The organism is Raineyella fluvialis, from assembly GCF_009646095.1.
GTDB lineage: Bacteria > Actinomycetota > Actinomycetes > Propionibacteriales > Propionibacteriaceae > Raineyella > Raineyella fluvialis.
Window position 1 is genome coordinate 2,482,729 of the sequence record NZ_CP045725.1, and the last position, 22,624, is coordinate 2,505,352.

Consider the following 22,624-nt stretch of genomic DNA (forward strand, 5'->3'; position numbering starts at 1 on the left):
GCGCCCCCAATCTAGTGGACCGGATCGGTCAGTGATCCACCACGGGATTGTCGGCGACCGTCAGCACCTCGGCGCCGGCGTCGGTGACGACCAAGGTCTGCTCGAACTGCGCACAGATGCTGCCGTCCTTGGTGAGTACGGTCCAGTCGTCGTCCCACTGGTACCAGTCGTAGCTGCCGAGGGTGATCATCGGCTCGATGGTGAACGTCATCCCGGGCTGCATCACGGTCGTGGCGAACGGGGAGTCGTAGTGCGGGATGACCAGGCCGGAGTGGAAGGCGGTGTGTACGCCGTGGCCGGTGTAGTCGCGGACCACGCCGTATCCGAAACGCTTGGCGTACTTCTCGATCGCCAGGCCGATGACGTTGACCTGGCGCCCCGGCCGGACGACCTTGATGGCACGGTTCAGCGCTTCCTTCGTGCGGTCCACGAGGTCGACCACCTCGGGCGCCACGTCGCCGCACAGGAAGGTGTGACAGTTGTCCCCGTGCACGCCGTTCTTGTAGGCGGTGACGTCGATCTTGACGATGTCCCCGTCCTCCAGCGGCCGTTCGTCCGGGATGCCGTGGCAGATCACCTCGTTGACCGAGGTGCAGATCGACTTCGGGAACCCGCGGTAGTTGAGCGAGGACGGGTAGGCGCCATGGTCGCACATGTACTCGTGGGCGATCCGGTCCAGCTGGTCGGTCGTGACACCGGGGGCGACGGCCCGGCCGGCCTCGTGCATCGCGTTGGCGGCGATCCGGCAGGCTTCGCGCATCTTCTCGATGGTCTCGGCGGTCTGGACGTCCGGACCCGTGTAGCGGTCGATCGTGGGGTCGTCCTTGGCCTTGTCGGCGTACTCGGGGCGGTCGATGCCGGCGGGCACGTGCAGGACGGGGGTCACGAGGTACTGCTTCACGGGCGTCACAGGGGACAGATTACTCGGCGTCACGGCCCCTTCCGCGATCGTGCGGAGCCGTCAACCGGACGACCCCGGTCCGTGGTGCCATGCTGGAATTGCGGCACGAGGGCGTGCCGCCACCCTCACAGGAGGACATCGTGACCGAACTGGAAGACACCTGGTGGTACTGCATGAAGCACCACGCCGTGGAGCGCTACGAGGGCTGTCGGGCGGCCGATCGGCTGGGCCCCTACGCGACGCGCGAGGAGGCCGGTCATGCGCTGGAACGGGTCGAGGAGCGCAACGAGGCGTGGGACGAGGATCCGCGGTGGAAGGACGAGGAGGACGAGCAGTAGTGCTGCCTCCCGACCGGGACTGACCGGGTCAGTGCCTGCCGGGGTCGTCGGGTGCTGGGGTCGCGGACCCCGGGCTGGCGGCGGGCTCGTCGCGGATGGCCGGCATCTGGATCGTCGTGGACGACTCCTCGTCCCAGCGCCCGACCGACACGAGCGCCAGACCGCCACCCAGTGGAACCACGTGTGGATTCGTCCCGGTCGTGGCCGCCGACTCCTCGCCCGTGGTGCCGGGTGTCGTTCGGCGCGCCGGGGAGGCGGGCCCCGCGGGGGAACCAGGTGACGCTGCCGCCGGCCGCGTCGCGGATGACCCGGACGAGGGGCGGGGGAACGTCGAGGCGCGCAGCGCCCACGGACCGACGACGCTGCCGCGCGCCTCGGGACGCGGCCCGGGCTGCGGCAGGACCGACCACCCGGCGGGACGGTCCTCCCGGCCGTGGCTCCAGCCCCGAAGGCGCCTCTCGATCACGTCCCGACTCTACTCGCGCACCCTGGGTGCAGCCGAGGTCCGGGTGCAGCTCCGCCTCGGCACGCCACTTGGCCGGTCGTCACACCGCTGAAACACGATTCGCGGCAGACTGTCCGCATGGACAAGCAGACCGAATACGTGCTCCGTTCTCTCGAGGAGCGCGATGTCCGATTCGTACGCCTCTGGTTCACCGACGTGCTGGGGTACCTGAAGTCCGTGGCGATCGCGCCCGCCGAACTCGAGGGCGCCTTCGACGAGGGCATCGGCTTCGACGGGTCGGCGGTCGAGGGCTTCGCGCGCGTCTACGAGTCGGACATGGTCGCCCATCCCGACCCCTCCACCTTCCAGTTGCTGCCGTGGCGTGAGGAGGCCGGGGGGACGGCGCGGATGTTCTGTGACATCCGTCATCCCGACGGCTCGCCCTCCTGGGCGGACCCGCGCTACGTGCTGAAGCGGGCGCTCTCCCGCGCCTCCGACATGGGGTACACGTTCTACTGCCACCCCGAGATCGAGTTCTTCCTGATCGAGCCCGACCGTCAGCCGGGCGCGGAACCCACCCCGATCGACTACTCGGGCTACTTCGACCACACCGCCCAGCCGCATGGCACCGACTTCCGCCGCGCCGCGATCACGATGCTGGAGCAGATGGGCATCTCGGTGGAGTTCTCCCACCACGAGGCCGGGGCGGGGCAGCAGGAGATCGATCTGCGGTATGCCGATGCGCTCTCGATGGCCGACAACATCATGACCTTCCGGGTGGTGGTGAAGGAGGTCGCGATGAGCAAGGGCGTCCGGGCGACCTTCATGCCGAAGCCCTTCACCGACGAGCCGGGCTCGGGCATGCACACGCACATGTCCCTGTTCGAGGGGGACAACAACGTCTTCCACGACGCGTCGGCGGAGTACAACCTGTCGAAGACCGGCCGGCATTTCATCGCGGGCCTGCTCTCGCATGCCGCCGAGATCACCGCCGTCACGAATCAGTTCGTCAACTCCTACAAGCGCCTGGTGCACGGGGACGAGGCGCCGTCCTTCATCAGCTGGGGGCGCAACAACCGGTCCGCCCTGGTCCGGGTCCCGATGTACAAGCCGACGAAGGGCAGCTCCGCCCGGGTCGAACTGCGCTCCATCGACTCGGCCGCGAACCCGTACCTGGCCTACGCACTCGCCCTGTCGGCGGGCCTGGACGGCATCGAACGCGAGCTGGAGTTGCCGGCGGAGGCCGAGGACGACGTGTCGTCGCTGACCGACCGGGAGCGGAAGATGCTCGGCATCAAGACGTTGCCCCGCAGCCTGGAGGAGGCCATCCAGGTGATGGAGGGCTCGGAGCTGGTCGCCGAGACGCTGGGTACGCATGTCTTCGAGTTCTTCCTGCGCAACAAGCGCGCGGAGTTCGACGCCTACCGCCACCGCGTCACGGCCTACGAACTCGACACCATGCTGCCGAACCTCTGACCGGAGGTCCTCGCTCGACCCGGGCGGCCACGCTCCACGGCGTGGCCGCCCGAGTCGTTCAGGCGATCACGTGCTCAGGTGATCACGCGCTCAGGCGATCAGGGGCAGCAGCGGGGACAGGTCCGTCCGCAGCCCCGACGCCATCACACCGTGGTCGGCCACGGCGCTGTCCCAGCTCATCCGCCCGCTCATCACCCGCAGGAACGTCGTCGCGTCGGTCTCGATGACAGCCGGCGGGGTGCCCCGGGTGTGGGCCGGCTCGGGAGCCACGACGCCACCCGGTGTCGCCCTCACCGGGTCCCCGATCTGCACCGCCGCGAACGGCGGGATCCGCACCTCGATCGCCTTGCCGGGTGCTCGGGCCGCCAGGATGTCGGCCGACGTACGGACCGCCGTCGCCGTCGCCTCCACCGGCGGTGCGACGATCTGGCGCCCGGCGGCCCGCAGGGTGCGGGCCAGGTCGTCATGGAAGAGGACCAGCTCCAGTACGTGCACCCGCAGGAAGTCCAGCAGGCTCAGCTGCCCGGCGCCGGTGTCGACCAGCGCGGGCAGGTCGCCCTCCACCACACCGGCGACGACGTCCTCGATCACCGCCACGAGTTGGTCACCGAGCAGGGGCCCGGTGTCCTGGCCCGCGGTGTCCACGGCCCGGTCGTACCGGCGGTGCCGAGTGGCCAGGAGGTGGGAGGCGTACCGCTCCAGTGTGACCGGGCGGGAGGCCGAGGGCCGCTCCAATTGGGCGGAGACGTCGGTGAGTCGTCCCAACGCGCCCGCACACAGCAACCGGACGTCCCACCCCGGGTGGACGGGCGGTGCGGCGTAGTCGGCGGGGACGAGGCCGACGACGATGTCCTCGACTGTCCGCAACTCCTCGGCGAACGTGTGCCGCAGCTTCTGGGTCTGGCGCTGGGCCCGCATCGTCGGTGTCACCTCGTCGACGCTACCCCCGATGGGTGTCGGGGATGTTGCGGTGCGGCGAACGGGGACCGAACGGGGTGCCGTACGCTGCATCCGCGGGCCGGAACCCTGGAGGACGACGTGTCAGGACGTACGATGCGAGGCATGGATCGGCTGGAAACGACGGTCGGACGCTTGGCACGTCTCGGATTCACCGACGCCGGCCGTGCCGAGAAGCTGCTCCACGGCTGGCCCAGCGGCGAGGACGCCTGCCTCGACCTGCTCACCGCGGCCGCTGACCCCGACCTGGCCCTCACCGGCCTGCACCGGTTGAGCGACGAGGATCCGTCCCTGCCCGGCCGGATGGTCGACGACCCTGAGCTGGCCCGCCGGCTGACCCTGGTGCTGGGAGCCAGCATCGGCCTGCAGCAGCACCTGTTCCGGTTCCCCCGCCAGATCGACGAGCTGTCCGGACCGTTGGGCCGTACGCCCGCGGCGAGTCTGCGGGCCACGCTGCTCTCGGCGGTCGGCGCGGATGCGGAGGCCGAGGCTCCCGTCGCCACGCACCTCAGCGGCGACGAACTGCGGGTGGCTTATCACGCCGCGGTGCTGCGCATCGCTGCCCGCGACCTGTGCGCCGAGGATCCGGCCGCGATCCAGCCGGCGATCTCCGCTGAACTGGCCGACCTCGCCGACGCTGTCCTGGAGTCCGCGCTGGCCATCGCGCGCGGTGAGGTCGGGGCCGAGGAGGCGGCGAGGATCCGGCTGGCCGTGGTCGCCCTCGGCAAGACCGGCGGCCGAGAGCTGAACTACATCTCCGATGTCGACGTGCTGTACGTCGTCGAGCCCGCCGAGGACCCCGACGGGAGGCCGCTGATCGGCGGTGACGCCCTGGCCGCGCTGGGGACGAAGATGGCCTCGGCCCTCCAGCGGATCTGCTCCGCGCACTCCGGCGCCGGCACGATCTGGCCCGTCGACGCCGCCCTGCGTCCGGAGGGCAAGGCCGGCCCCTTGGTGCGGACGCTGGCCAGCCACCGGACCTACTACCAGAAGTGGGCCAAGGCCTGGGAGTTTCAGGCGATGCTCAAGGCACGACCGGCTGCCGGCGACCGCCGCCTCGGGCAGGCGTTCGTCGACACCGTTGCCCCGATGGTCTGGCAGGTGGGCGGTCGCGAAGGATTCGTCCACGACGTGCAGGCGATGCGGCGGCGCGTGGTGAGCCTGATCCCGGCCAAGGAGCAGGGCCGCCAGATCAAGCTGGGCGAGGGTGGGCTTCGCGACACCGAGTTCACCGTTCAACTCCTCGAGCTCGTCCACGGCCGGGCTGACGAACGGGTCCGGGAGCCCGGCACGCTGCCCGCCCTCGACGCCCTCGTCGAATACGGCTACGTGGGGCGCGAGGACGGCGCCGAGATGGCGGCGGCCTACCGCTTCCAGCGGACGATGGAGCACCGCGTGCAGCTCTACCGCCTGCGGCGTACGCATCTGATCCCCGACGACGAGGCCGACCTGCGACGCCTCGGGCGTTCGCTCGGCTTCCGCAAGAACCCGGCCGAAGATGTGGTGAAGGCCTGGCGTGACAGCACCCGGCGGGTCGTCGCCCTGCACCAGCGGGTCTTCTACTCACCGCTGCTGGAGGCGGTCTCCCACTTCACCACCGAAGAGTTGCGGCTCACGCCGGAGGCGGCCGAGGCCCGGCTGCGCGGATTCGGTTACGCGGATCCCCGCGCGGCCCTGCAGCACCTCGAGGCGCTCACCCAGGGGATGACCCGGCAGGCGGAGATCCAGCGGCAGATCCTGCCGGCGATGCTCGGGTGGTTCGCGGACGGCCCCAACCCGGACGCCGGGTTGCTCGCGTTCCGCCGCGTCTCCGAGGGGCTGGGCCGCTCCTCCTGGTACCTGCGGGCCCTGCGCGACGGTGGTGCGATGGCCGAACGCCTCGCGCTGATCCTGTCGACCAGCCGCTACGCCTCGGACATGCTGCTCCGCTCGCCGCAATCGGTGCAGATCCTGGCCGACGAGGGGGAGGAGCTGCCCCGGCCCCTCGACAAGCTGGTCGCCGACTTCACCGCCGCCGCCCTGCGCCACGACGACGCCCAGTCGGCGGCGGCCGCCATCCGGGCGCTGCGACGTGGCGAACTGTTGCGCATCTCGATGGCCGACATCCTGCACCGGATCGAGGTCGAGGACGTCGGTGACGCCTTGTCCAACCTGGCCGCGGCCACCCTGGAGGCGACGCTGAGGGTCGTCGCCCGCGAGGCGGAGGAGCGCGGCGAGCCGCTGCCCGCTCTCGCCGTGATGGCGATGGGGCGGTGGGGCGGCGGTGAGATGTCGTACGCCTCCGACGCCGACTGCATGTTCGTGATGGAGGACACCGACGATCCCCGGAGTCATCGGCGGGCGATCGCGGCGATCACCCGACTGCGCCAGGTGCTGCACCAGCCCGGTGCCGACCCCGCCCTGGAGATCGACGCCGACCTGCGGCCGGAGGGCAAGGGCGGCCCGATGGTGCGGTCGCTGGAGTCCTTCCGGGCCTACTACCAGCGCTGGTCATCGACCTGGGAGGCGCAGGCGCTGGTGCGCTGCGCGTTCGGGCAGGGGATCGCGCTCTGGGTGAGAGCCTGCTGGCGGCGGTGGACCCGCTGCGGTGGCCACCGGGCGGCCTGACCGAGGCGCAGGTGCGGGAGATCCGCCGGCTGAAGGCCCGGATGGAGGCCGAGCGGCTGCCCCGCGGCGTCGAGCGGTCCCGGCACACCAAGCTCGGCCCGGGCGGACTGAGCGACGTCGAGTGGACGGTGCAGCTGATCCAGCTGCGGCACGCGTACGACCATCCCGAGTTGCGGACGACCCGGACACTGCCGGCGCTGCGCGCCGAACGTGACCTGGTGCTGATCTCGGCCACGGACGCCGAGGTGCTCGAGGAGGCGTGGCTGCTGGCCAGCCGGATCCGCAACGTGATCATGCTGGTGCGGGGCCGGGCCTCCGACACGTTGCCGACGGACGGTGCCGACGCGGCGGCCGTGGCGGCGACGATGGGGTTCAGCGGGACCGGACCGCTGCGAGCCCGCTACGGCGAGGTCACCCACCGGGCCCGGGCGGTGGTGGAGCGGCTGTTCTGGGGCGAGTGACGACGGCCGGGACGAACATCTCGGACGAAACACCTCGGAGAACGCATCGGGGACCGGGACCGTTGTGTGGCCGGCCCGGTCCCCGATGATCGAAGACGGATCAGGACTTCGCCTTGTGGTCGCAGTTCGGGCAGGTACAGGCGGCTACTGTCGCTCCGCATCCGCACTCACACAGCGGCTCGGCGTTCTGTGCGCGGTCACCCATCTGGTCTCCTCTCCACGACGACTGAAGTCGCTTCAGTGTGCCTCCGATCGACCCGTCCGGTCTGCTGGTGTGACCTATTTCTCGGAAACTCTCAGGTCGAAGCCCAGGTCGAGCACCGTCGCCGAGTGCGTGAGCGCCCCGACCGAGATGAAGTCGACCCCGGTGGCGCCGTACGCCGCCGCATCAGCAAGGGTCAGGCCACCGCTCGCCTCGGTCCGGACCTTCGCGGGACGGGCGAGGCCGACGGCGGCCCGGACGGTGTCGGGATCCATGTTGTCCAGCAGCAGCAGGTCGGCGCCGACCTCGATGGCCTGCGCGACCTGGTCCAGGGTGTCGCACTCCACCTCGATGGCGACCTGCGGCGCGTGGCGCCGGACCGACTCGAAGGCGGCCGCCACCGATCCGGCCGCGGCGATGTGGTTGTCCTTGATCAGGGCCGCGTCACCGAGGCCCATTCGATGGTTCACACCGCCTCCGCAGCGCACCGCGTACTTCTGCAGCACCCGCAGCCCCGGGACCGTCTTCCGCGTGTCGCGGACGCGGGTGGGCGTGCCCGCGAGGGCATCGGCCCAGGCGGCCGTGGCGGTGGCCACCCCGGACAGCTGGCAGAGGATGTTGAGCATGCTCCGCTCGCCGGTCAGCAGGGTCCGCAACGGCCCCGTGGCGGACAGCACGAGATCACCCGGACCGACCCGGTCACCGTCCGCGCGGACGGTCGTCACGCGCAGGTCGGCCCCGTCGCGACGGGCCTGGCTGTGCAGCACGGCGGCGGCGACCGGGACACCGGCCAGGCAGCCCTGGCGTCGGGCGACCACGTCGGCGGTGCCCGTCGCCGCTGCGGGCAGGGTCGCCTCGGAGGTCACGTCCGGCCCCCAGGACAGGTCCTCGGCGAGCGTACGTTCGGCGACCTCGGCGACATGACCCGGATCGAGGCCCGCGGCGACGAGGTCCCGGCTGATCTCCTCAGGCCATGGGGTGGGGACGGTCATGCGAGGGCCTCCTGGAAGTGGGGCGTACGGGTCGGAAGGGACAGGGCAGCGGTGCCGGAGGTCTCCCCGAGCGGCTGGCGCATCAGCGTCGGGGCGCCATCGGGTCCGAGCGTCAGGCAGAGGTGGTGGCGCCAGTCCTCGGAGGCCTCGGGGTGGTCGGCCCGACGGTGACAGCCGCGGGATTCCGTGCGCGTCAGCGCGGCCGTGGCGATCAGGGTGGCGACGGTGTGCAGGTTCGTCATGTCGAGGATGTCGTCGTCCAGGATGTCGTCCGCCGGCGGGGTGAGGGTCGGTAGGGCGTTGAGGGCCGTCAGGGCGTCGTCGAGGGCCTCGGCGGTCCGCGAGACCTCCACGCCGCGGTCCATGATCGCCCGCAGCCGGTCGCGGTGGACCGGATCGACCAATGAGGCTGTGCTGGGACGCAGGTCGTGGTGCCCGGTGCCGGCGGGACGGGCGGGAGGTGGGTTCAGTGTCCCGGAGCGCCAGGCGGTTGCCAGCAGTGCACCCACTCGGTCCCCGGCCACCAGGCCCTCGGTCAGTGAGTTGGAGGCGAGGCGGTTGGCGCCCTGGACACCTGTCGCCGCCACCTCTCCGACGGCGTAGAGGCCAGGGACCGCGGTCCGGCCGTCGAGATCCGCGGCCACGCCGCCGCACAGGTAGTGCGCCCCGGGCCGCACCGGGATCGGGTCGGTGACCGGATCGATCCCTCGTTCGCGGCACATCGCCAGGATCGACGGGAAGCGCTGCCGCCACGTCGCCTCCCCGAAGCCCGTCGCGTCCAGGAACAGGTGCTCCTCGCCGGTCCCGACCATGTGCGCCTGCATGGCGGCGGAGACGACGTCACGCGGAGCCAGGTCCGCCAACGGATGCAGGCCCTCCATCACGTGTCGTCCGCTGTGGTCGACGATCACCGCGCCCTCGCCGCGAACGGCCTCGGAGACCAGGACGCCCCGGTCGCCCGGCACACGGCGGGACGGGTCGATCCACAGCACCGTCGGATGGAACTGGGTGAACTCCATGTCGCGGACGACGGCGCCGGCCCGGTAGGCCATCGCGATCCCGTCGCCAGTGGCGACCGCGGGGTTGGTGGTGAGCGGCCAGACCTGGCCGATGCCGCCGCTGGCGAGGACCACAGCGCCGGCGAGCCAGTCGCCGATGGTGCCGTCATCCTGGCGGACCCGCACGCCACGGGCCCGGCCGGCGGGGTCGGTCAGCACATCGACGGCGCGCAGGTGTTCGAGCACCTCGACTGACGAGCCGGGTGTACCCGCGGCGTTGCGGAGGGCCCCGGCGAGGGCCCGCTCGACCTCATGGCCGCTGGCGTCCCCGCCCGCGTGCAGGATCCGGCGGGCGTGGTGACCGCCCTCCAGGTGGAGGTCGTACGCGCCGGTGTCGTCCCGGTCGAAGCGGGCGCCGAGGCGGACCAGCCGGCGGATGGCCGCCGGGGCTCCCGTGACGAGTTCGTGCACGGCACGCGGTTCGCACAGACCGGCCCCGGCGACCACCGTGTCGTGGGCGTGGGCGGCGGCCGAATCGGTCTCGTCCCAGACGGCCGCCAGGCCACCCTGGGCCCAGTCCGTCGCGCCGTCGGTGATACCGGCTCGCGTGAGCAGCACCGCCGGCACGCCGGCGGCCGCCAGGTGGACGGCGGCGGACAGGCCGGCCGCTCCCGAGCCGACGATCACGACTCCGGTCGCGCGTCGCCAGGAGGGACGTGCAGTGGGGATCCGTACGGTCATCTCACTCGCCCCGTCCCGACCGGCCGATCGCGATCATCCGCTCGACCGCGGAGCGCGCCTTCGTGGCGGTGGCGGGGTCGACGTCGACCTCGTCGGTGCCGTCGCGCAAGCAGGCCAGCAGCTTCTCCGGGGTGATCATGCCCATGAAGGGGCACGCGGCCCGCGGGTTGACCGGTTCGAAGACGGTGTGCGGGTTGGCCTGGCGCAACTGGTGCAGCATGCCGATCTCGGTCGCGACGAGCACCTTGGCCGCGGTCGACGTCCGGGCCAGGTCCAGCATGCCGCCGGTGGACAGGACGTGGGTGCGTTCCTGGGGCAGTTCGCCCGACTCGGCCAGCCACAGCGCGCTGGTGGTGCAGCCGCACTCGGGATGGACGTAGAGCTCGGCCTCGGGATTGGCGTGGACCTTGTCCACCAGCGCGGTGGGGGAGATGTCGGCGTGCACGTGGCACTCGCCGAGCCAGACGTGGATGTTGTCCCGGCCGGTCATCCGGCGGACGTGGGCGCCGAGGAACTGGTCGGGGCCGAACAGCACCGGTGTGTCCGCGGGGATCGACGAGACGACCTCGACCGCATTGGACGACGTGCAGCAGATATCCGTCTCCGCCTTCACCGCCGCGGTGGTGTTGACGTACGACACCACCACCGCACCGGGGTACTCGGTCTTCCAGGCCCGCAGTTGGTCGGCTGTGATGGTGTCGGCGAGCGAGCAGCCGGCCGCGGCGTCGGGGATCAGCACCCGTTTCGCGGGGGAGAGGATCTTGGCGGTCTCCGCCATGAAGTGCACCCCGCAGAAGACGATCGTGCGCGCAGGGGACTCGGCCGCGATCCGGGAGAGGGCCAAGGAATCGCCGACATGGTCGGCGATGTCCTGGATGGGCGCCACCTGGTAGTTGTGCGCCAGGATCACGGCATCCTGCTCGTCGGCGAGGCGGCGGACCTCCGCCCGCCAGCTCTCCCACTGGGCGGGAGTCCAGGCGCTCGAGTCGGTGCCGAGGTCGGTGATGGTCACGGGGGTGCTCCTTCGGTACGTTTTCGACTAGGAGGCGAAAACTGCGGGAACTGTAGCATGCCGCACGTGGGTGCTGACAAGGGGTGGGGCAGCGGGCCGTTGCGCGACGACGCGGGAGTGGCCAAGTACCGTCACGAGGCCATCGCGGCGGTGCTGCAGGTGCGGCCGGATCGTGGGTCGGAGGCCCCGGTGCTGTCGGTCCTGGCCACCCGTCGACGCAGGGCCCCGTACGAGGGGTCCTGGGCGCTCCCCAGCGGACCGGTGGAGGTCGACGAGTCGATCGGGCAGAGTGCCCGGCGTCATCTCGCCATGAAGGTGGACCTGGCCGAGGTGGCCCATCTGGAGCAGTTGGAAACGTTGAGTGACCCTCGCCGGGATCCGTACGATCGCACGATCGCGACCGCCTATGTCGGCCTGGTGCCGTGGACGAGTGACCCCCCGCTGCCGGAGCGGGCCGGGTGGCTGCCGGTGGACGACCTGCCGGTGATGGCCTTCGACCACGCCCGGGTCGTCCGCCACGCCGTCGACCGGATGCGGGCGAAGCTCTCCTACACCAACATCGGGTTCGCCCTCGCCCCCGAGATGTTCACCATGGCCCAGTTGCGCGACGCCTACGCCGCGGCCCTCGGGCACGAGGTGAGCGCCACGAACCTGCAACGGATCCTGGTGCGGCGCGGTCAGCTCGTCGCGACGGGCCTGGTGTCGGCGCCGGGCAGCGCGGGCGGGCGGCCGGGCAAACTGTTCCGCTTCACGGGGCGCGAACTGGCCGTCACCGATCCTTTCGCCACGCTCCGGCCGGCCGGACCCCAGGGGTCGTAGACCCACTGATCCCGTGACGCGGGCGCGCCATGGTGGAAAGATTGCTCCATGGCCGACAGCGACATGGCTGATGAGGCAGGGGACCCGGCTCCGCAGGAGCCGGGAGCCCGGAAGGATGTCGCCCGGCGTGCGGTCGGGTCCGGGCTGACGCTCCGCTACCGGCCGCCGCGCAGCGCGTTCGTGGAAGCGGAGAGCATGATGGGCGACGACGCCAAGCAGGTGGACACCCCCGCCAAGAACGGCAACGGGAAGAGCGGCAAGAACGGCAGCAGCAAGTCAAGCAACGGCAAGAAGATGAAGCGCGACGTCTACGAGTCGGAGCTGCTCCGCCTCCAAGGCGAACTCGTCGAGATGCAGCAGTGGGTCAAGACCACCGGACAACGCCTGGTGGTGATCTTCGAGGGGCGCGACGCCGCCGGCAAGGGCGGCGCGATCAAGAGGGTGAGCGAGTACCTCAACCCGCGCCTCACCGAGATCGTGGCGCTTCCGGCCCCCACCGAGCGGCAGACGACGCAGTGGTACTTCCAGCGCTACATCGCCCACCTGCCGGCGGCGGGGGAGATCAAGCTCTTCGACCGGTCCTGGTACAACCGGGGCGGCGTCGAGCGGGTGATGGGCTATTGCACTCCCGACGAGTACGTGCGATTCCTGCGCCAGTGTCCGATCTTCGAGCGGATGCTGATCGAGGACGGGATCATCCTGCGCAAGTACTGGTTCTCCGTGTCCGCCGAGGAGCAGTACCGGCGTTTCGAGTCCCGGTTGACCGACCCGATGCGACGGTGGAAGCTCTCGCCCACCGACATCACCTCGCTGACGAAGTGGGAGGACTACTCCCGGGCCAAGGACGAGATGTTCGTCCACACCGACCTGCCCGAGTCCCGCTGGTACGTGGTGGACTCCGAGGACAAGCGGGCGGCCCGGATCAACATGATCGCCCACCTGCTCGCCTCGGTGCCGTACGAGCACGTGGAGCACGAGAAGATGACGTTGCCCGAACGCCCAGCCTCCACCGGCTACCAGCGCACCGACCGCGAACTCCAGCACGAGGTGCCGGACTACGCGGCCAGCCTCACCGACAAGGACCTGCCGTCCCCGTACCAGGATCCCGAGGACTACTAGCCGGCTGGAGTCGGATCCTGGCCGATCTGCGCCGGCACCCCCCGCAGGTCTGCCAGCAGCTCGGCGACGGTGCCCACTGGCCCCCAGTCGAAGGCGGTGCGGAAGCGGGTGTCGTCGACGAGGAAGTCGTGTCGACTCAGGTAGGCCATGTCGTTCGAAGCGCGGACGAGAGGGCTCACCCCACCCACCACTCTCAGCAGGGTCTGCGGGAGCACCAACGCGGTGACCGCGTGTCCGCAGAGTCGGGCCAGGACGGTGCAGAGGTCACGCCCGGTCACCGGCGCGAGGGCAGGCAGGATCCACGTCGTCAGCGCCCCGGGGCCGTCCGGGTCGTGTTCGGCGAGGGTGAGCAGGGCGCGGCTGACCTCGTCGGCGGAGGCGTACTGGTGCGAGGTGTCGGGATCACCGATCCAGGGCAGGCGCGTACGGCGAGGGCCGGGACGGCTGGCGCGTACGAGGGAGCTCCACGGGACCAGAGTCGTCTCGACGCCAGGACCGAGGAAGTCGGCCGCCCTGGCCACGGTGATCGGCAGCTGCTCTGCCGCCGACCGGAGCACCTCGTGGACCTCGGCGCGGACCGCCCCCATCCTCGAGCGCGGTGCGATCGGCGTCTGCTCCGTGATGGGGGTCCCCGGGAGACCGTACGGATAGCAGTTGTCGAGCCATAGCAGTGCGGTGCCGGCCCCGCGTGCCGCGTCGACCACTGAGCGGGTCAGTGGCACCCACCGGTCACGCCAGGTGGCGATGTCGTAGCGCAGGCCGAGGGTGGTGACGACGGCATCGGCACCGCGGAGCGCCACGGTGAGTGCCTCGGGGTCCTCGGCGTCCACACTGCGCCAGTCGGCGGAGGTCGTTGTCGGCCGGTGCCGGGAGATGCCCACCACCTCGTGGCCTGCCTGCAGCCCGGAGGCGACGAGACGGGTACCGATCTGGCCGGTGGCCCCGATCACAGCGATGCGCATGGTGTTCCTTTCACCTGGGATCAAGCGGGGGAGAGAGCGGCGCACCAGGTCAGGTCGCCACAGCAGCCGTGGGCCAGGGACGTGCCGGCGGCCAGAGGCGGTGCCACGGACGTGAGGCGCGGCCGACTGGCCGGGGAGAGCAGCCGTCCGCCGGCGAGCTTGGTCAGCGCCTCGATCGCCGTCCAGAGCACGACCTCGGCGGGGGACGTTGACTGCGGACCGGTGGTGGGGGCATCGGCCGGCGGGAGCAGTGCCCGCTCGGCCGTTGACAGTACCAGCGGCAGGGCGGAGCGGATCGACGCGGCCCGCCCGTTCCCGCACAGGTCGAAGCCGATCCCCGGCCCGGTGGTCAGCGCGACGCCGACCCGGCCGGCCTCGTGGGAGGCCGAGACGCGGAGGTGCCGACTGCCGCCGCCCGGCCGGGTGACCCGGAGGAGCGTACGGTCGACGGCCTCGACGCCGACCCGGCCCCGAGCACACCCGGTGAGGGCCTCGGCGAGGCGGTGCAGCAGCTCCGGGTTGTCGGTCCAGTGCCCGGACCGGTCGGGCGCGATCACGACCGTCGTCCGACCGACCCTCGGCACTGCGTCGGCGACAGGGCTCACGCCAGGGTCGCCCCGATCAGGGTGGCCTCGGACACCTCCGCGAGCGCGTCGATGGCGGCGTCCAGGTCCTCGCGGGTGTGCGTGGCAGTGACGAACACCCGCAGCCGGGCGAGTCGCTCCGCGACAGCCGGGGCCAGGATCGGGTTGATGCTGATCCCTCTGCGGTAGAGCTCGTTGGAGACCTGGAGGGTGCGGGCCGAGTCTCCGTAGATGACCGGGACGATGGGGGTGCCGACGCCGTCGCCGCGATCGAGCCCCAGGTGTTCGACGCCGGCGCGGAAGTGATCCGCGTTCGCCAACAACCGGTGGACCCGCTCCGGCTCGCGGCGCAGCACCCGCAGGGAGGCCAGAGCCGCGGCGGTGTTCGCGGGCGACAGGCCGGCGCTGAAGACCAGGCTGGACAGGTTGTACCGGAGGAACTGGACGAAGCGGTGGCTTCCGGCGAGGTACCCGCCGCAGCTGGCCATCGACTTCGACAACGTCCCCATCAGGATGTCCACCCGCGAGGGCGACACGCCGGTGGCCTCGCAGATGCCGCGCCCGGTGGCGCCGACCGTCCCGAAACTGTGTGCCTCGTCCACCATGAGGATGGCGCCGTAGCGCTCCTTCAGGGCGACGATCTCCGCCAGGGGGACGGTGTCGCCGTCCATGCTGTACGCCCCCTCGACGCAGACCAGCGCGCGCCGGTAGCTCCCCCGCCGCCGTTCCAACGCCGCGGCCAGTGCGGCCATGTCGTTGTGCGGGAAGCTGTGCCGTGCCGCGCCGCTCGCCCTGATGCCCTGCTGCATGCTGTCATGGGCGAGCGCGTCGTGGAGGACGATGTCGCCATCGCTGACGACCTGCGGCACGATCGACGCGTTGGTGGCGTGCCCGCCGACAAGAACCACCGCGTCCTCGCTGCCGAGGAAGTCGGCGATCTCGTGCTCGAGTTCGTCGTGCAGCGGTCGGTTGCCGGAGAGGATGCGGGCGGCCGAGACGGACGTCCCGTAACGGTGCACCGCGTCGACCACGGCCGATTGGACCTCGGGGTGTTCGGAGAGGCCGAGGTAGTTGTACGAGCTGAACGAGATCAGCGGCCGTCCCTCGATCGCCGTGTGGTGCGAGATGGTCCCGTCGTGCGGGAGGTAGTAGGGGAGGAGCGTCCCGGCGGCGGCGAACTCCGCCTGCTTCCGGTCGAACGCGGCCAGTTCCGGGAACGACGCGAGGGTCCGCTCGCAGCGCTCCGGGAGCACGAACAGGCCGGGGTCACCCGAGCTGGAGACTCCCTCGGCGGGCTCCGCCTCGGCGGGCGCCGCGGTGGCCCCTGTCACCCGGGAGAGCTCGCCGACCAGGTCGTCCAGAGTCCTGACCGAGGCGAGGCGCAGGTCGGTCACCTGCAGGTCGGGCAGGTGCTGGGACAGGCGTCGCAGCGTGTCGGTCATCAGCAGCGAATCGAAACCGAGGTCCTCGGCCAGGCGGCCGCCACGGGCGATCTCCGCCACCGGGGACGCGGACGCCTCCGCCATGGCCGTCAGCACAGCTGTCCGCACCGCGCCGACGGACACGGCCGGCGACATGGGCCTGGCACTCTCGTCCGTCCCTGTAACCGCAGGCGCCGGCGCGCCCGCGGGCCGCGTCAGCGGCGCCGACGACGGACGGGTGAGCTCGCGTGAGCGGTGCCGCGGGTGCGGCTGGGCGTGCGCCGTACCCTCGTGCCGCGACGGGGTGGCCCCCACCGGCTTGATCACCGACTGGCGCTCCAGCCGGACGTCCTGCAGCCGCCAGTGCGCGGCGACGCCGCTGTGCGCGAGGACCGGCGCGAGCTGGACGCCAGGCAGGGCGACGAACAGCCGGGCCAGGTTGCGCAGCACCGTCTCCGGGCTGTCGCAGGTCCCGCCGAAGCCGACGCCCAGGAAGTTCGCCTCGGGGTGGTCATGCTGCAGCATGCGCAGCAGGGACTCGCCGCCGGACAGCTGGAGCACCACGACCGGCTCGTCGGACAGCAGGACGGCGCCCGCGGACCGGAAGTCCACCGGTGTGGTGACCTGGTCGGCAAGGCTGCGGCGGATCGTCTCGGCGTCGGCCTCCTGTCGTCCCGACACGGTGGAGATGAAGGTCACCGCCGGGTCGGTCAGGTCGGCGTCGGTCAGCAGCGCGGCGAAATCGTCCCGGCTGCCGGCCATCAGGGGAGTGTGGAAGGGACCCTGGGCCGGGATCGGGGTGGCGGTCACACCGGCGGCGCGGCAGCGGGCTGCGTACGCCTCCAGCGCTTCCCTCGTCCCGCCGTACACGGTCTGGTGGGCGTCGTTCCAGCAGGTCGGGTGGACGGAGGGCGAGCCCTCCGCCAGTGCGGCCGCCTGCTCCCCGGAACAGCGGAGCGCGACCATGCCGAACTCGCCGTCGGACAGGTGAGCGCGCATGATCCGGCCGCGTTCGGAGGCGAGACGTACGGCGTCCCGCGCGGACAGGGCGCCGGTCGCGTAGAGAGCAGCGAACTCGCCGACGCTGTGACCCGTGGCGGCATCAGGGCGGATCCCCAGCCGGGTGAAGAGTTCGGTGGCCGCCACGCCCAGGACGGTCAGCACGGTCTGCGCCGCATCCGTCAGGTGGATCGCCGCGGAGTCGACGTCGGCGTCGGGCGCCGAGTCCGACCAGCCCGCAGTGAGCAGACGTTCGAGGTCGGGGACGGCCGATGCCTCGAGCAACTCCCGGCAGCGGTCGGCGAAGGCGGGGTCGAGGGTGGCCAGCACCTCCTGATCGCCGATCCGCTGGGCTCCCTGGCCGGGAAAGGCGAAGGCCACCCGTCGGGGCTCGTCGGACACGGTCGCCGCGTACCAGGCAGGGGTCTGGTCGGGGTCGTCGCTGAGTTCGGGGAGCATCGCGATCACGCGTCGCAGGGTCTGGTGGGCATCGGCGACAGTGGTCGCCAGAATCGCCAGGCGATGGCTGGCCGGTGTCATCACCGCCAGCCGGGCCTGCAGGTCGTCCAGCGACGCGCCGTGGTTGAGCGGGTCGTCGAGGGAGGCCAGGACGGTCTCGCACCTTGACCGGAGATCGTCCGGTGAGGTGCCGGAGATCAGCAGCAGGGAAGGGCTCATGACAGGGTTCCTTCGGGGTGGGAGACGATCAGGTGGCTGTTGGCGCCACCGAAGCCGAACGAGTTGACGGCGACACGACGCACCGGCCGGCGGCTGTCGCGGTGACCGGCGAGGTGGAAGCGGGTGGAGGCCAGACCCGGGTGCTCCGCGGCGGGCGTCGTCGGCTGGGACGGGATCCGTTGGTGCCGGATCATCTGGACCGCCTTGACGGTGGACAGCGCACCAGAGGCCGCGAGGGTATGGCCGGCGACCGCCTTGATCGAGCCGATCGGTAGCGCCGGGCCGGTCGGGTCCTCGTCCGTGGCGGCGAGGGAGCGGACCTCCTCGGCGTCGCCGACGACGGTGCCGGTGCCGTGTCCCTCGATGTAGTCGACCGGCCGCTCGGAGCCGGCGCGCTTCCGTGCCGCTCGGATGGCGCGGACCTGACCGTCGCTGGTGGGGGTCATGATCCCCGGGGCCCGCCCGTCGGAGGCGGACCCCCAGCCCTCGATGACCGCGTGGATCGTGTCGCCGTCGCGGCGGGCCAGTTCGAGGTTCTTCAGCAACAGCAGGGCGCCCCCTCGCCCAGAGTGAAACCGTCAGCTTCGGTGGTGAACGGTTGGCAGCGGCCGCTGGGTGAGAGCGCGCCGATCTGTGCGAAGGCGATGAGGACGTCCGGGGACAGGGCGACATAGACACCTCCGGCCAGGCACTCGTCGATCTCGCCGGATTCGATCATGGTGCAGGCCAGATGGATCGCCGTGAGCCCCGAGGAGCAGGCGCTGTCGACCGCGAATGACGGCCCGTTGAGGTCGAAATGCTGTTGCACGACCGCCGGGATGATATTCGGCAGCACCCCCGCCATGGAATAGGCGCTGATCCGCTGAATAGCCGAGGAGGCGCTGGCCATGACGCGTTCCTGCAACGTCGGGTCCGCAACCCCGAAACTGCCGTCGGTCGTCATCCGGGCGATCACCGGTGCCGAGGTGACCAGCCGATAGTCATTGGAACTCACCCCGATGATCGTCGCGATCCCCCGCCCGGCGACGGCCGCCGACGTCCTACCGGCCCGGTCGAAGGTTTCCCGGGCCAAGGTGAGGGTCAGGCGCTGCTGGGGGTCCATCGCCCGGGCGCGGGCGACCGGGATGCCGAAGGCAGCGCGATCCCAGCCGTACGGATCTTCGAGCGCCGCCATGGTGTTGGTGTACGAGGTGAAGGGGCGTCCGCGCTCATTCGAGAGGACGGATTCCGCCCGCCAGCGGTCGTGGGGAGTAGGGCCGAACTGGGGCATCGCACTCGCCACGATCCGCCAGAACTCGTCCGCGTCGGAGGAACCCGCGGAACGCGCGGAGAAACCAACAACTGCAATCATGAGGTCCCATTTCTGGAACGCGACAGGCCGGTCGTCCACGCTTCACGGGGGGTCGTCCCGAAGATGCGGCACGCCCGGCCACCCGGTGTGGCCGTCCCTCCGGAGGCGTCGTCGCATCCCATGAACGGTGTATCGGTGCGAGGTGAACCGTCCTGGTACCGGAGTTGACGCCCGAGTTGCGGGCCGGCCAATAGGAGTGTGCATGCGCATGTGAATCCCGGCGTTAATGCACAGGCGTATGTCGGCGGCGGGACGGACGACACGACCTCGGGTCGGTACCCCATCGGGGTGCCGACCCGAGGTCGGTGTGCTGTGACCTTCGCTGAGGTCAGTGGACCTCGGCGAACTCGCGCTCGGAACCGGTTGCGGCTGCGGTCTGCGACGTACGAGCTCGCAGCAGGCCGTCGATCGAGAAGCGACCGGCCCCGGCGGCCAGCGCGAGGGTGCCGGCACCGAGGGCGCCGACCAACTCCCAGCCGCCGTCGCCGACGAAGACGCCGTGGGGGAGGTGCACCAGCAGGGCGGCGCCGATCATCTCGAGGAAGACCACGACCGCGACGATCGGGGTGAAGACGCCGAGGACGAGCAGGATGCCACCGGCGAGTTCGATGACGGCAGCGACGACGGCGGAGATCCCGGGCATCGGCACGCCCATCCCGGCGAAGGCCTGCCCGGTGCCGGCCAGACCCCAGAGGGCGAACTTCTGGTAGCCGTGGGCGATCAGGACGATGCCCAGGATGATCCGGCTCACGAGCGGAACGATGTCGCGGGTGACGAGGTTGGGGGACAGGACGCTGCGCATGGTGCTCCTAGGTGGGGTGCAGGGGTGCCGGCGGAGGCGGAGGGTTCATGTCGTCATTGACCATTCAAATCTAAAGCATCAACCTTAAACTTTCAAAGTTGAATCAATGATCCGATGATGTTTGGCCTCCGTCGTCGCCCGCTCGGGCACCCCGACGACGCAGCACCGGCCGCCATCGAAAGGTGATGGCGGCCGGTGCTGACAGGCGCTTGGTTCCGCGGGGAACCGATCAGATGTCGAAGTACAGGTCGAATTCGTACGGGTGCGGGCGCTGACGCAGGGCGGCGATCTCGCCCTCCTTCAGCTCGATCCAGGTCTCGATCAGGTCAGCGGTGAAGACGTCGCCGGCGAGCAGGTACTCGTGGTCCGCGCGCAGAGCGTCAAGGGCGCCCTCCAGCGAGGCCGGGACGGTGGCGATGTCGGCGTGCTCCTCGGGCGGCAGCTCGTAGAGGTCCTTGTCGATCGGCTCCGGGGGCTCGATCCGGTTCTGGATGCCGTCGAGACCGGCCAGCAGCATCGCCGAGAAGGCGAGGTACGGGTTGGACGACGGGTCGGGGCAGCGGAACTCGACGCGCTTGGCCTTCGGGTTCGGGCCGGTGATCGGGATGCGGATGCAGGCCGAGCGGTTGCGCTGCGAGTAGACCAGGTTGACCGGAGCCTCGAAGCCGGGCACCAGGCGGTGGTACGAGTTCGCGCTCGGGTTGGTGAAGGCGAGCAGCGACGGGGCGTGGGCCAGCAGGCCGCCGATGTACCAGCGGGCGATGTCGGACAGACCGCCGTAGCCGTTCTCGTCGAAGAACAGCGGCTGGCCGTCCTTCCACAGCGAGGAGTGCACGTGCATGCCCGAGCCGTTGTCGTTGAAGACCGGCTTCGGCATGAAGGTGGCGGTCTTGCCGGCCTCCCACGCGGTGTTCTTGATGATGTACTTGAACTTCATCACGTCGTCGCCAGCGGCCTGCAGCGTGTTGAAGCGGTAGTTGATCTCCTGCTGACCGGCGTTGCCGACCTCGTGGTGCGCCCGCTCCAGGGTCAGGCCGGCGTTCTCGAGGTTGGCGACCATGTCCTGGCGCATGTCGGCGAAGTGGTCGACCGGCGCGACCGGGAAGTAGCCGCCCTTGGTCTTCACGTGGTAGCCACGGTTGCCACCCTCGTTGGCGGTGCCGGTGTTCCAGGCAGCCTCCTCGGAGTCGATGTGGTAGTAGCTCTCGTGCGCGTTGGTGTCGTAGCGCACGTCGTCGAAGATGTAGAACTCGGCCTCGGGGGCGAAGAACGCGGTGTCGGCGACGCCGGTCGACTTCAGGTAGGCCTCAGCCTTGCGCGCGATGTTGCGCGGGTCGCGGCTGTAGGGCTCCTTGGTGATCGGGTCGTGCACGTAGAAGTCGAGGACCAGGGTCTTGGCCTTGCGGAACGGGTCGAGGTAGGCCGTGGTCGGGTCCGGGAGCAGGGCCATGTCCGACTCGTGGATCTTCTGGAAGCCCGTGATCGAGGAACCGTCGAACGCCAGGCCTTCCTCGTACATGTCCTTGTCGAAGGACTTGGCGGGGACCGTGAAGTGCTGCATCACACCGGGGACATCGCAGAACCGGACATCGATGACCTCGACGTCCTGCTCCTTGATGTAGGCCAACAGGTCGTCAGCTCCCTGGAACATTGCGCCTCCGAAAGGGTAGGTAGTGGTGAACTGCGTGGTCAGCCTAGGAATGCCGGATTTCTCGGCCGTTGCACGACTATTGCGGACATGTTACGGCTTGTGCTGCCTGCGGTTCCGCGCGGGTGGCGCCCCGAGCCCGGCCGGGTAACCTGACCGAATGACGTACAGCGCGGAGCAGACCCGTGACCAGGACCAGCCCGGCGCCTCGCTCGGGTTGCCCGCCGAAGGCCGCGGTTCCCTGGCCACGTGGGGTCAGCGGCTCACTGCTCTGGTCCTGGACTGGGCGGTGTCCATGCTGGTGGCCGTGCTGGTCACCTGGGGAGCGGTGCTCACCGGGATGGGCCCGGAGAAGTGGGCCACCCTGATCGTCTTCTTCCTCGAGAAGGCCCTGCTGACCGGGCTGATGGGGTCGAGCCTCGGCCAGATGGTGGTCGGCATCGGAGTGACCCGGACCGACGGTCGCGCTATCGGCTTCGGCATCGCGATCGTCCGTACGTTCATGATCTGCATCCTGATCCCCGCCGTGGTCATCGGCCCGGATCGGCGCAGCCTCAACGACATGATGCTGCGTACGGTCGTCGTTCGGCGTCGTTGAGAGACCCGGGACGCGCACGATCTGCGGACGTCCCGGGTCAGGGTGGGGTCTGTCGGTGCGGTGCTGGGGTCGCGCTCAGGACTGGACGTAGGCGACGAGGTGGTCGCGTTCGCTGCGGAGGTCGTCCAGGTGGGCCTTCACCACGTCACCGATACTGACGAGTCCGCGGAGTCGTCCGCCCTCGACCACGGGGACATGGCGGACGCGCTGGTCGGTCATCCGGCCGGCCAGTTGCTCCACGTCGGTGTGCAGGTCGCAGGTGAGCGGATCCTGCTGCATGATGCTCGAGACGGGGGTGTCCAACGGCTGCTGGCCAACGCTGCGGACGATGTCACGTTCGGCGATGATCCCCAGGGCGGGGGAGTCGGGCCCGGTGACGACGACACAGCCGATCCCGCGATCACGCATCAGCGCAACCGCGTCGGCAATGGTGGAATCCAGGGGGAGGGTGACGACAGCGGAGCCCTTGCGCTGGAGGATGTCGGAGATTCGCATGAGCCACGGTAGCGCGTG

21 protein-coding genes are annotated in these 22,624 nt (G+C 70.5%); 7 read left to right on the forward strand and 14 right to left on the reverse strand.

Annotated features, from left to right (window positions below; translation table 11 throughout):
- Window positions 1–28 precede the first annotated feature (28 nt).
- Window positions 29–811 carry a type I methionyl aminopeptidase gene (gene map, locus Rai3103_RS11375; RefSeq protein WP_277873026.1) on the reverse strand — a complete coding sequence of 261 codons (783 nt, stop codon included), beginning with the start codon at window positions 809–811 and terminating at the stop codon, window positions 29–31.
- A 230-nt stretch (window positions 812–1,041) separates the two neighbouring features.
- On the opposite strand from map, the gene Rai3103_RS11380 reads away from it, so the two are divergent.
- Complete coding sequence (locus Rai3103_RS11380; protein WP_153572703.1) at window positions 1,042–1,239, forward strand: hypothetical protein; 198 nt, start codon at window positions 1,042–1,044, stop codon at window positions 1,237–1,239.
- A gap of 28 nt (window positions 1,240–1,267) precedes the next feature.
- On the opposite strand, the gene Rai3103_RS11385 is transcribed toward Rai3103_RS11380, so the two are convergent.
- Window positions 1,268–1,705: a hypothetical protein gene (locus Rai3103_RS11385; RefSeq protein WP_153572704.1), complete on the reverse strand. Its 438-nt coding sequence runs from the start codon at window positions 1,703–1,705 to the stop codon at window positions 1,268–1,270.
- Window positions 1,706–1,822: 117 nt separating this feature from the next.
- On the opposite strand from Rai3103_RS11385, the gene glnA (Rai3103_RS11390) reads away from it, so the two are divergent.
- Window positions 1,823–3,160, forward strand: coding sequence for a type I glutamate--ammonia ligase (gene glnA / locus Rai3103_RS11390; RefSeq protein WP_153572705.1), 1,338 nt, complete (start codon window positions 1,823–1,825; stop codon window positions 3,158–3,160).
- A gap of 90 nt (window positions 3,161–3,250) precedes the next feature.
- On the opposite strand, the gene Rai3103_RS11395 is transcribed toward glnA (Rai3103_RS11390), so the two are convergent.
- Window positions 3,251–4,090, reverse strand: a complete 840-nt coding sequence (locus Rai3103_RS11395) for a sterol carrier family protein (RefSeq protein WP_228488874.1) — start codon at window positions 4,088–4,090, stop codon at window positions 3,251–3,253.
- A gap of 132 nt (window positions 4,091–4,222) precedes the next feature.
- Here Rai3103_RS11395 and Rai3103_RS11400 point away from each other — a divergent pair, with 132 nt between their 5' ends.
- Complete coding sequence (locus Rai3103_RS11400) at window positions 4,223–6,724, forward strand: bifunctional [glutamine synthetase] adenylyltransferase/[glutamine synthetase]-adenylyl-L-tyrosine phosphorylase (protein ID WP_228488875.1); 2,502 nt, start codon at window positions 4,223–4,225, stop codon at window positions 6,722–6,724.
- Window positions 6,691–7,185, forward strand: coding sequence for a [protein-PII] uridylyltransferase family protein (locus tag Rai3103_RS19195; protein ID WP_228488876.1), 495 nt, complete (start codon window positions 6,691–6,693; stop codon window positions 7,183–7,185). Before Rai3103_RS11400 ends, Rai3103_RS19195 begins: the two co-directional genes overlap by 34 nt.
- Window positions 7,186–7,464: 279 nt before the next feature.
- Here the strand turns inward: Rai3103_RS19195 and nadC are convergent, their stop codons facing one another.
- Genes nadC through nadA form a run of 3 tightly spaced genes read right to left on the reverse strand, consistent with a single transcriptional unit; the run spans window position 7,465 to window position 11,130 of the window.
- Window positions 7,465–8,379 carry a carboxylating nicotinate-nucleotide diphosphorylase gene (nadC, locus tag Rai3103_RS11405; RefSeq protein WP_153572706.1) on the reverse strand — a complete coding sequence of 305 codons (915 nt, stop codon included), beginning with the start codon at window positions 8,377–8,379 and terminating at the stop codon, window positions 7,465–7,467.
- On the reverse strand, window positions 8,376–10,118 hold the full coding sequence (nadB, locus tag Rai3103_RS11410) for an L-aspartate oxidase (protein ID WP_153572707.1): 1,743 nt from the start codon (window positions 10,116–10,118) through the stop codon (window positions 8,376–8,378). The genes nadC and nadB overlap by 4 nt, the downstream gene beginning before the upstream one ends.
- 1 nt (window position 10,119) lies before the next feature.
- Complete coding sequence (nadA, locus tag Rai3103_RS11415) at window positions 10,120–11,130, reverse strand: quinolinate synthase NadA (protein ID WP_228488877.1); 1,011 nt, start codon at window positions 11,128–11,130, stop codon at window positions 10,120–10,122.
- 66 nt (window positions 11,131–11,196) lie between these two features.
- Between nadA and Rai3103_RS11420 the strand changes: the two genes are divergently transcribed.
- Entirely contained in the window at window positions 11,197–11,949 is a 753-nt protein-coding gene (locus Rai3103_RS11420; protein WP_277872970.1) for an NUDIX hydrolase, read from the forward strand.
- Between the two features lie 48 nt (window positions 11,950–11,997).
- Window positions 11,998–13,068: a polyphosphate kinase 2 gene (ppk2, locus tag Rai3103_RS11425; protein ID WP_228488878.1), complete on the forward strand. Its 1,071-nt coding sequence runs from the start codon at window positions 11,998–12,000 to the stop codon at window positions 13,066–13,068.
- Here the strand turns inward: ppk2 and Rai3103_RS11430 are convergent.
- The 7 genes from Rai3103_RS11430 to glnA (Rai3103_RS11460) all read right to left on the reverse strand — a co-directional run bounded on the left by Rai3103_RS11430 (window position 13,065) and on the right by glnA (Rai3103_RS11460) (window position 21,516).
- Entirely contained in the window at window positions 13,065–14,030 is a 966-nt protein-coding gene (locus tag Rai3103_RS11430) for an NAD-dependent epimerase/dehydratase family protein (RefSeq protein ID WP_153572709.1), read from the reverse strand. The two genes, ppk2 and Rai3103_RS11430, sit on opposite strands and share 4 nt — an antisense overlap.
- 20 nt (window positions 14,031–14,050) lie before the next feature.
- Complete coding sequence (locus tag Rai3103_RS11435; protein ID WP_153572710.1) at window positions 14,051–14,635, reverse strand: hypothetical protein; 585 nt, start codon at window positions 14,633–14,635, stop codon at window positions 14,051–14,053.
- Entirely contained in the window at window positions 14,632–17,712 is a 3,081-nt protein-coding gene (locus Rai3103_RS11440; RefSeq protein ID WP_153572711.1) for an aminotransferase class I/II-fold pyridoxal phosphate-dependent enzyme, read from the reverse strand. The genes Rai3103_RS11435 and Rai3103_RS11440 overlap by 4 nt, the downstream gene beginning before the upstream one ends.
- Window positions 17,709–18,257, reverse strand: a complete 549-nt coding sequence (locus tag Rai3103_RS11445; RefSeq protein WP_194793107.1) for a beta-ketoacyl-[acyl-carrier-protein] synthase family protein — start codon at window positions 18,255–18,257, stop codon at window positions 17,709–17,711. The genes Rai3103_RS11440 and Rai3103_RS11445 overlap by 4 nt, the downstream gene beginning before the upstream one ends.
- The gene (locus tag Rai3103_RS11450; protein WP_153572713.1) at window positions 18,251–19,063 is read right to left on the reverse strand and encodes a beta-ketoacyl [acyl carrier protein] synthase domain-containing protein; all 813 of its coding nucleotides are present in this window, start codon (window positions 19,061–19,063) and stop codon (window positions 18,251–18,253) included. Before Rai3103_RS11450 ends, Rai3103_RS11445 begins: the two co-directional genes overlap by 7 nt.
- Before the next feature lie 328 nt (window positions 19,064–19,391).
- On the reverse strand, window positions 19,392–19,865 hold the full coding sequence (locus Rai3103_RS11455; protein ID WP_153572714.1) for a DoxX family protein: 474 nt from the start codon (window positions 19,863–19,865) through the stop codon (window positions 19,392–19,394).
- Between the two features lie 229 nt (window positions 19,866–20,094).
- The gene (glnA, locus tag Rai3103_RS11460; RefSeq protein WP_153572715.1) at window positions 20,095–21,516 is read right to left on the reverse strand and encodes a type I glutamate--ammonia ligase; all 1,422 of its coding nucleotides are present in this window, start codon (window positions 21,514–21,516) and stop codon (window positions 20,095–20,097) included.
- Between the two features lie 157 nt (window positions 21,517–21,673).
- On the opposite strand from glnA (Rai3103_RS11460), the gene Rai3103_RS11465 reads away from it, so the two are divergent.
- Window positions 21,674–22,111 carry an RDD family protein gene (locus tag Rai3103_RS11465; protein ID WP_153572716.1) on the forward strand — a complete coding sequence of 146 codons (438 nt, stop codon included), beginning with the start codon at window positions 21,674–21,676 and terminating at the stop codon, window positions 22,109–22,111.
- 75 nt (window positions 22,112–22,186) lie between these two features.
- Here Rai3103_RS11465 and Rai3103_RS11470 read toward each other — a convergent pair whose 3' ends face one another.
- Window positions 22,187–22,606 carry a CBS domain-containing protein gene (locus tag Rai3103_RS11470; protein ID WP_153572717.1) on the reverse strand — a complete coding sequence of 140 codons (420 nt, stop codon included), beginning with the start codon at window positions 22,604–22,606 and terminating at the stop codon, window positions 22,187–22,189.
- Window positions 22,607–22,624: the final 18 nt, after the last annotated feature.

What these genes read in the sequence shown, in the direction of transcription:
- Rai3103_RS11470 (WP_153572717.1), bottom strand. Translation starts at nt 22,606, where the DNA reads ATGCGAATCTCCGACATCCTCCAGCGCAAGGGCTCCGCTGTCGTCACC.
- glnA (WP_153572715.1), bottom strand. Translation starts at nt 21,516, where the DNA reads ATGTTCCAGGGAGCTGACGACCTGTTGGCCTACATCAAGGAGCAGGAC.
- Rai3103_RS11465 (WP_153572716.1), top strand. Translation starts at nt 21,674, where the DNA reads ATGACGTACAGCGCGGAGCAGACCCGTGACCAGGACCAGCCCGGCGCC.
- Rai3103_RS11450 (WP_153572713.1), bottom strand. Translation starts at nt 19,063, where the DNA reads ATGATTGCAGTTGTTGGTTTCTCCGCGCGTTCCGCGGGTTCCTCCGAC.
- ppk2 (WP_228488878.1), top strand. Translation starts at nt 11,998, where the DNA reads ATGGCCGACAGCGACATGGCTGATGAGGCAGGGGACCCGGCTCCGCAG.
- Rai3103_RS11455 (WP_153572714.1), bottom strand. Translation starts at nt 19,865, where the DNA reads ATGCGCAGCGTCCTGTCCCCCAACCTCGTCACCCGCGACATCGTTCCG.
- nadB (WP_153572707.1), bottom strand. Translation starts at nt 10,118, where the DNA reads ATGACCGTACGGATCCCCACTGCACGTCCCTCCTGGCGACGCGCGACC.
- Rai3103_RS11430 (WP_153572709.1), bottom strand. Translation starts at nt 14,030, where the DNA reads ATGCGCATCGCTGTGATCGGGGCCACCGGCCAGATCGGTACCCGTCTC.
- glnA (WP_153572705.1), top strand. Translation starts at nt 1,823, where the DNA reads ATGGACAAGCAGACCGAATACGTGCTCCGTTCTCTCGAGGAGCGCGAT.
- Rai3103_RS11440 (WP_153572711.1), bottom strand. Translation starts at nt 17,712, where the DNA reads ATGAGCCCTTCCCTGCTGCTGATCTCCGGCACCTCACCGGACGATCTC.
- nadC (WP_153572706.1), bottom strand. Translation starts at nt 8,379, where the DNA reads ATGACCGTCCCCACCCCATGGCCTGAGGAGATCAGCCGGGACCTCGTC.
- Rai3103_RS11400 (WP_228488875.1), top strand. Translation starts at nt 4,223, where the DNA reads ATGGATCGGCTGGAAACGACGGTCGGACGCTTGGCACGTCTCGGATTC.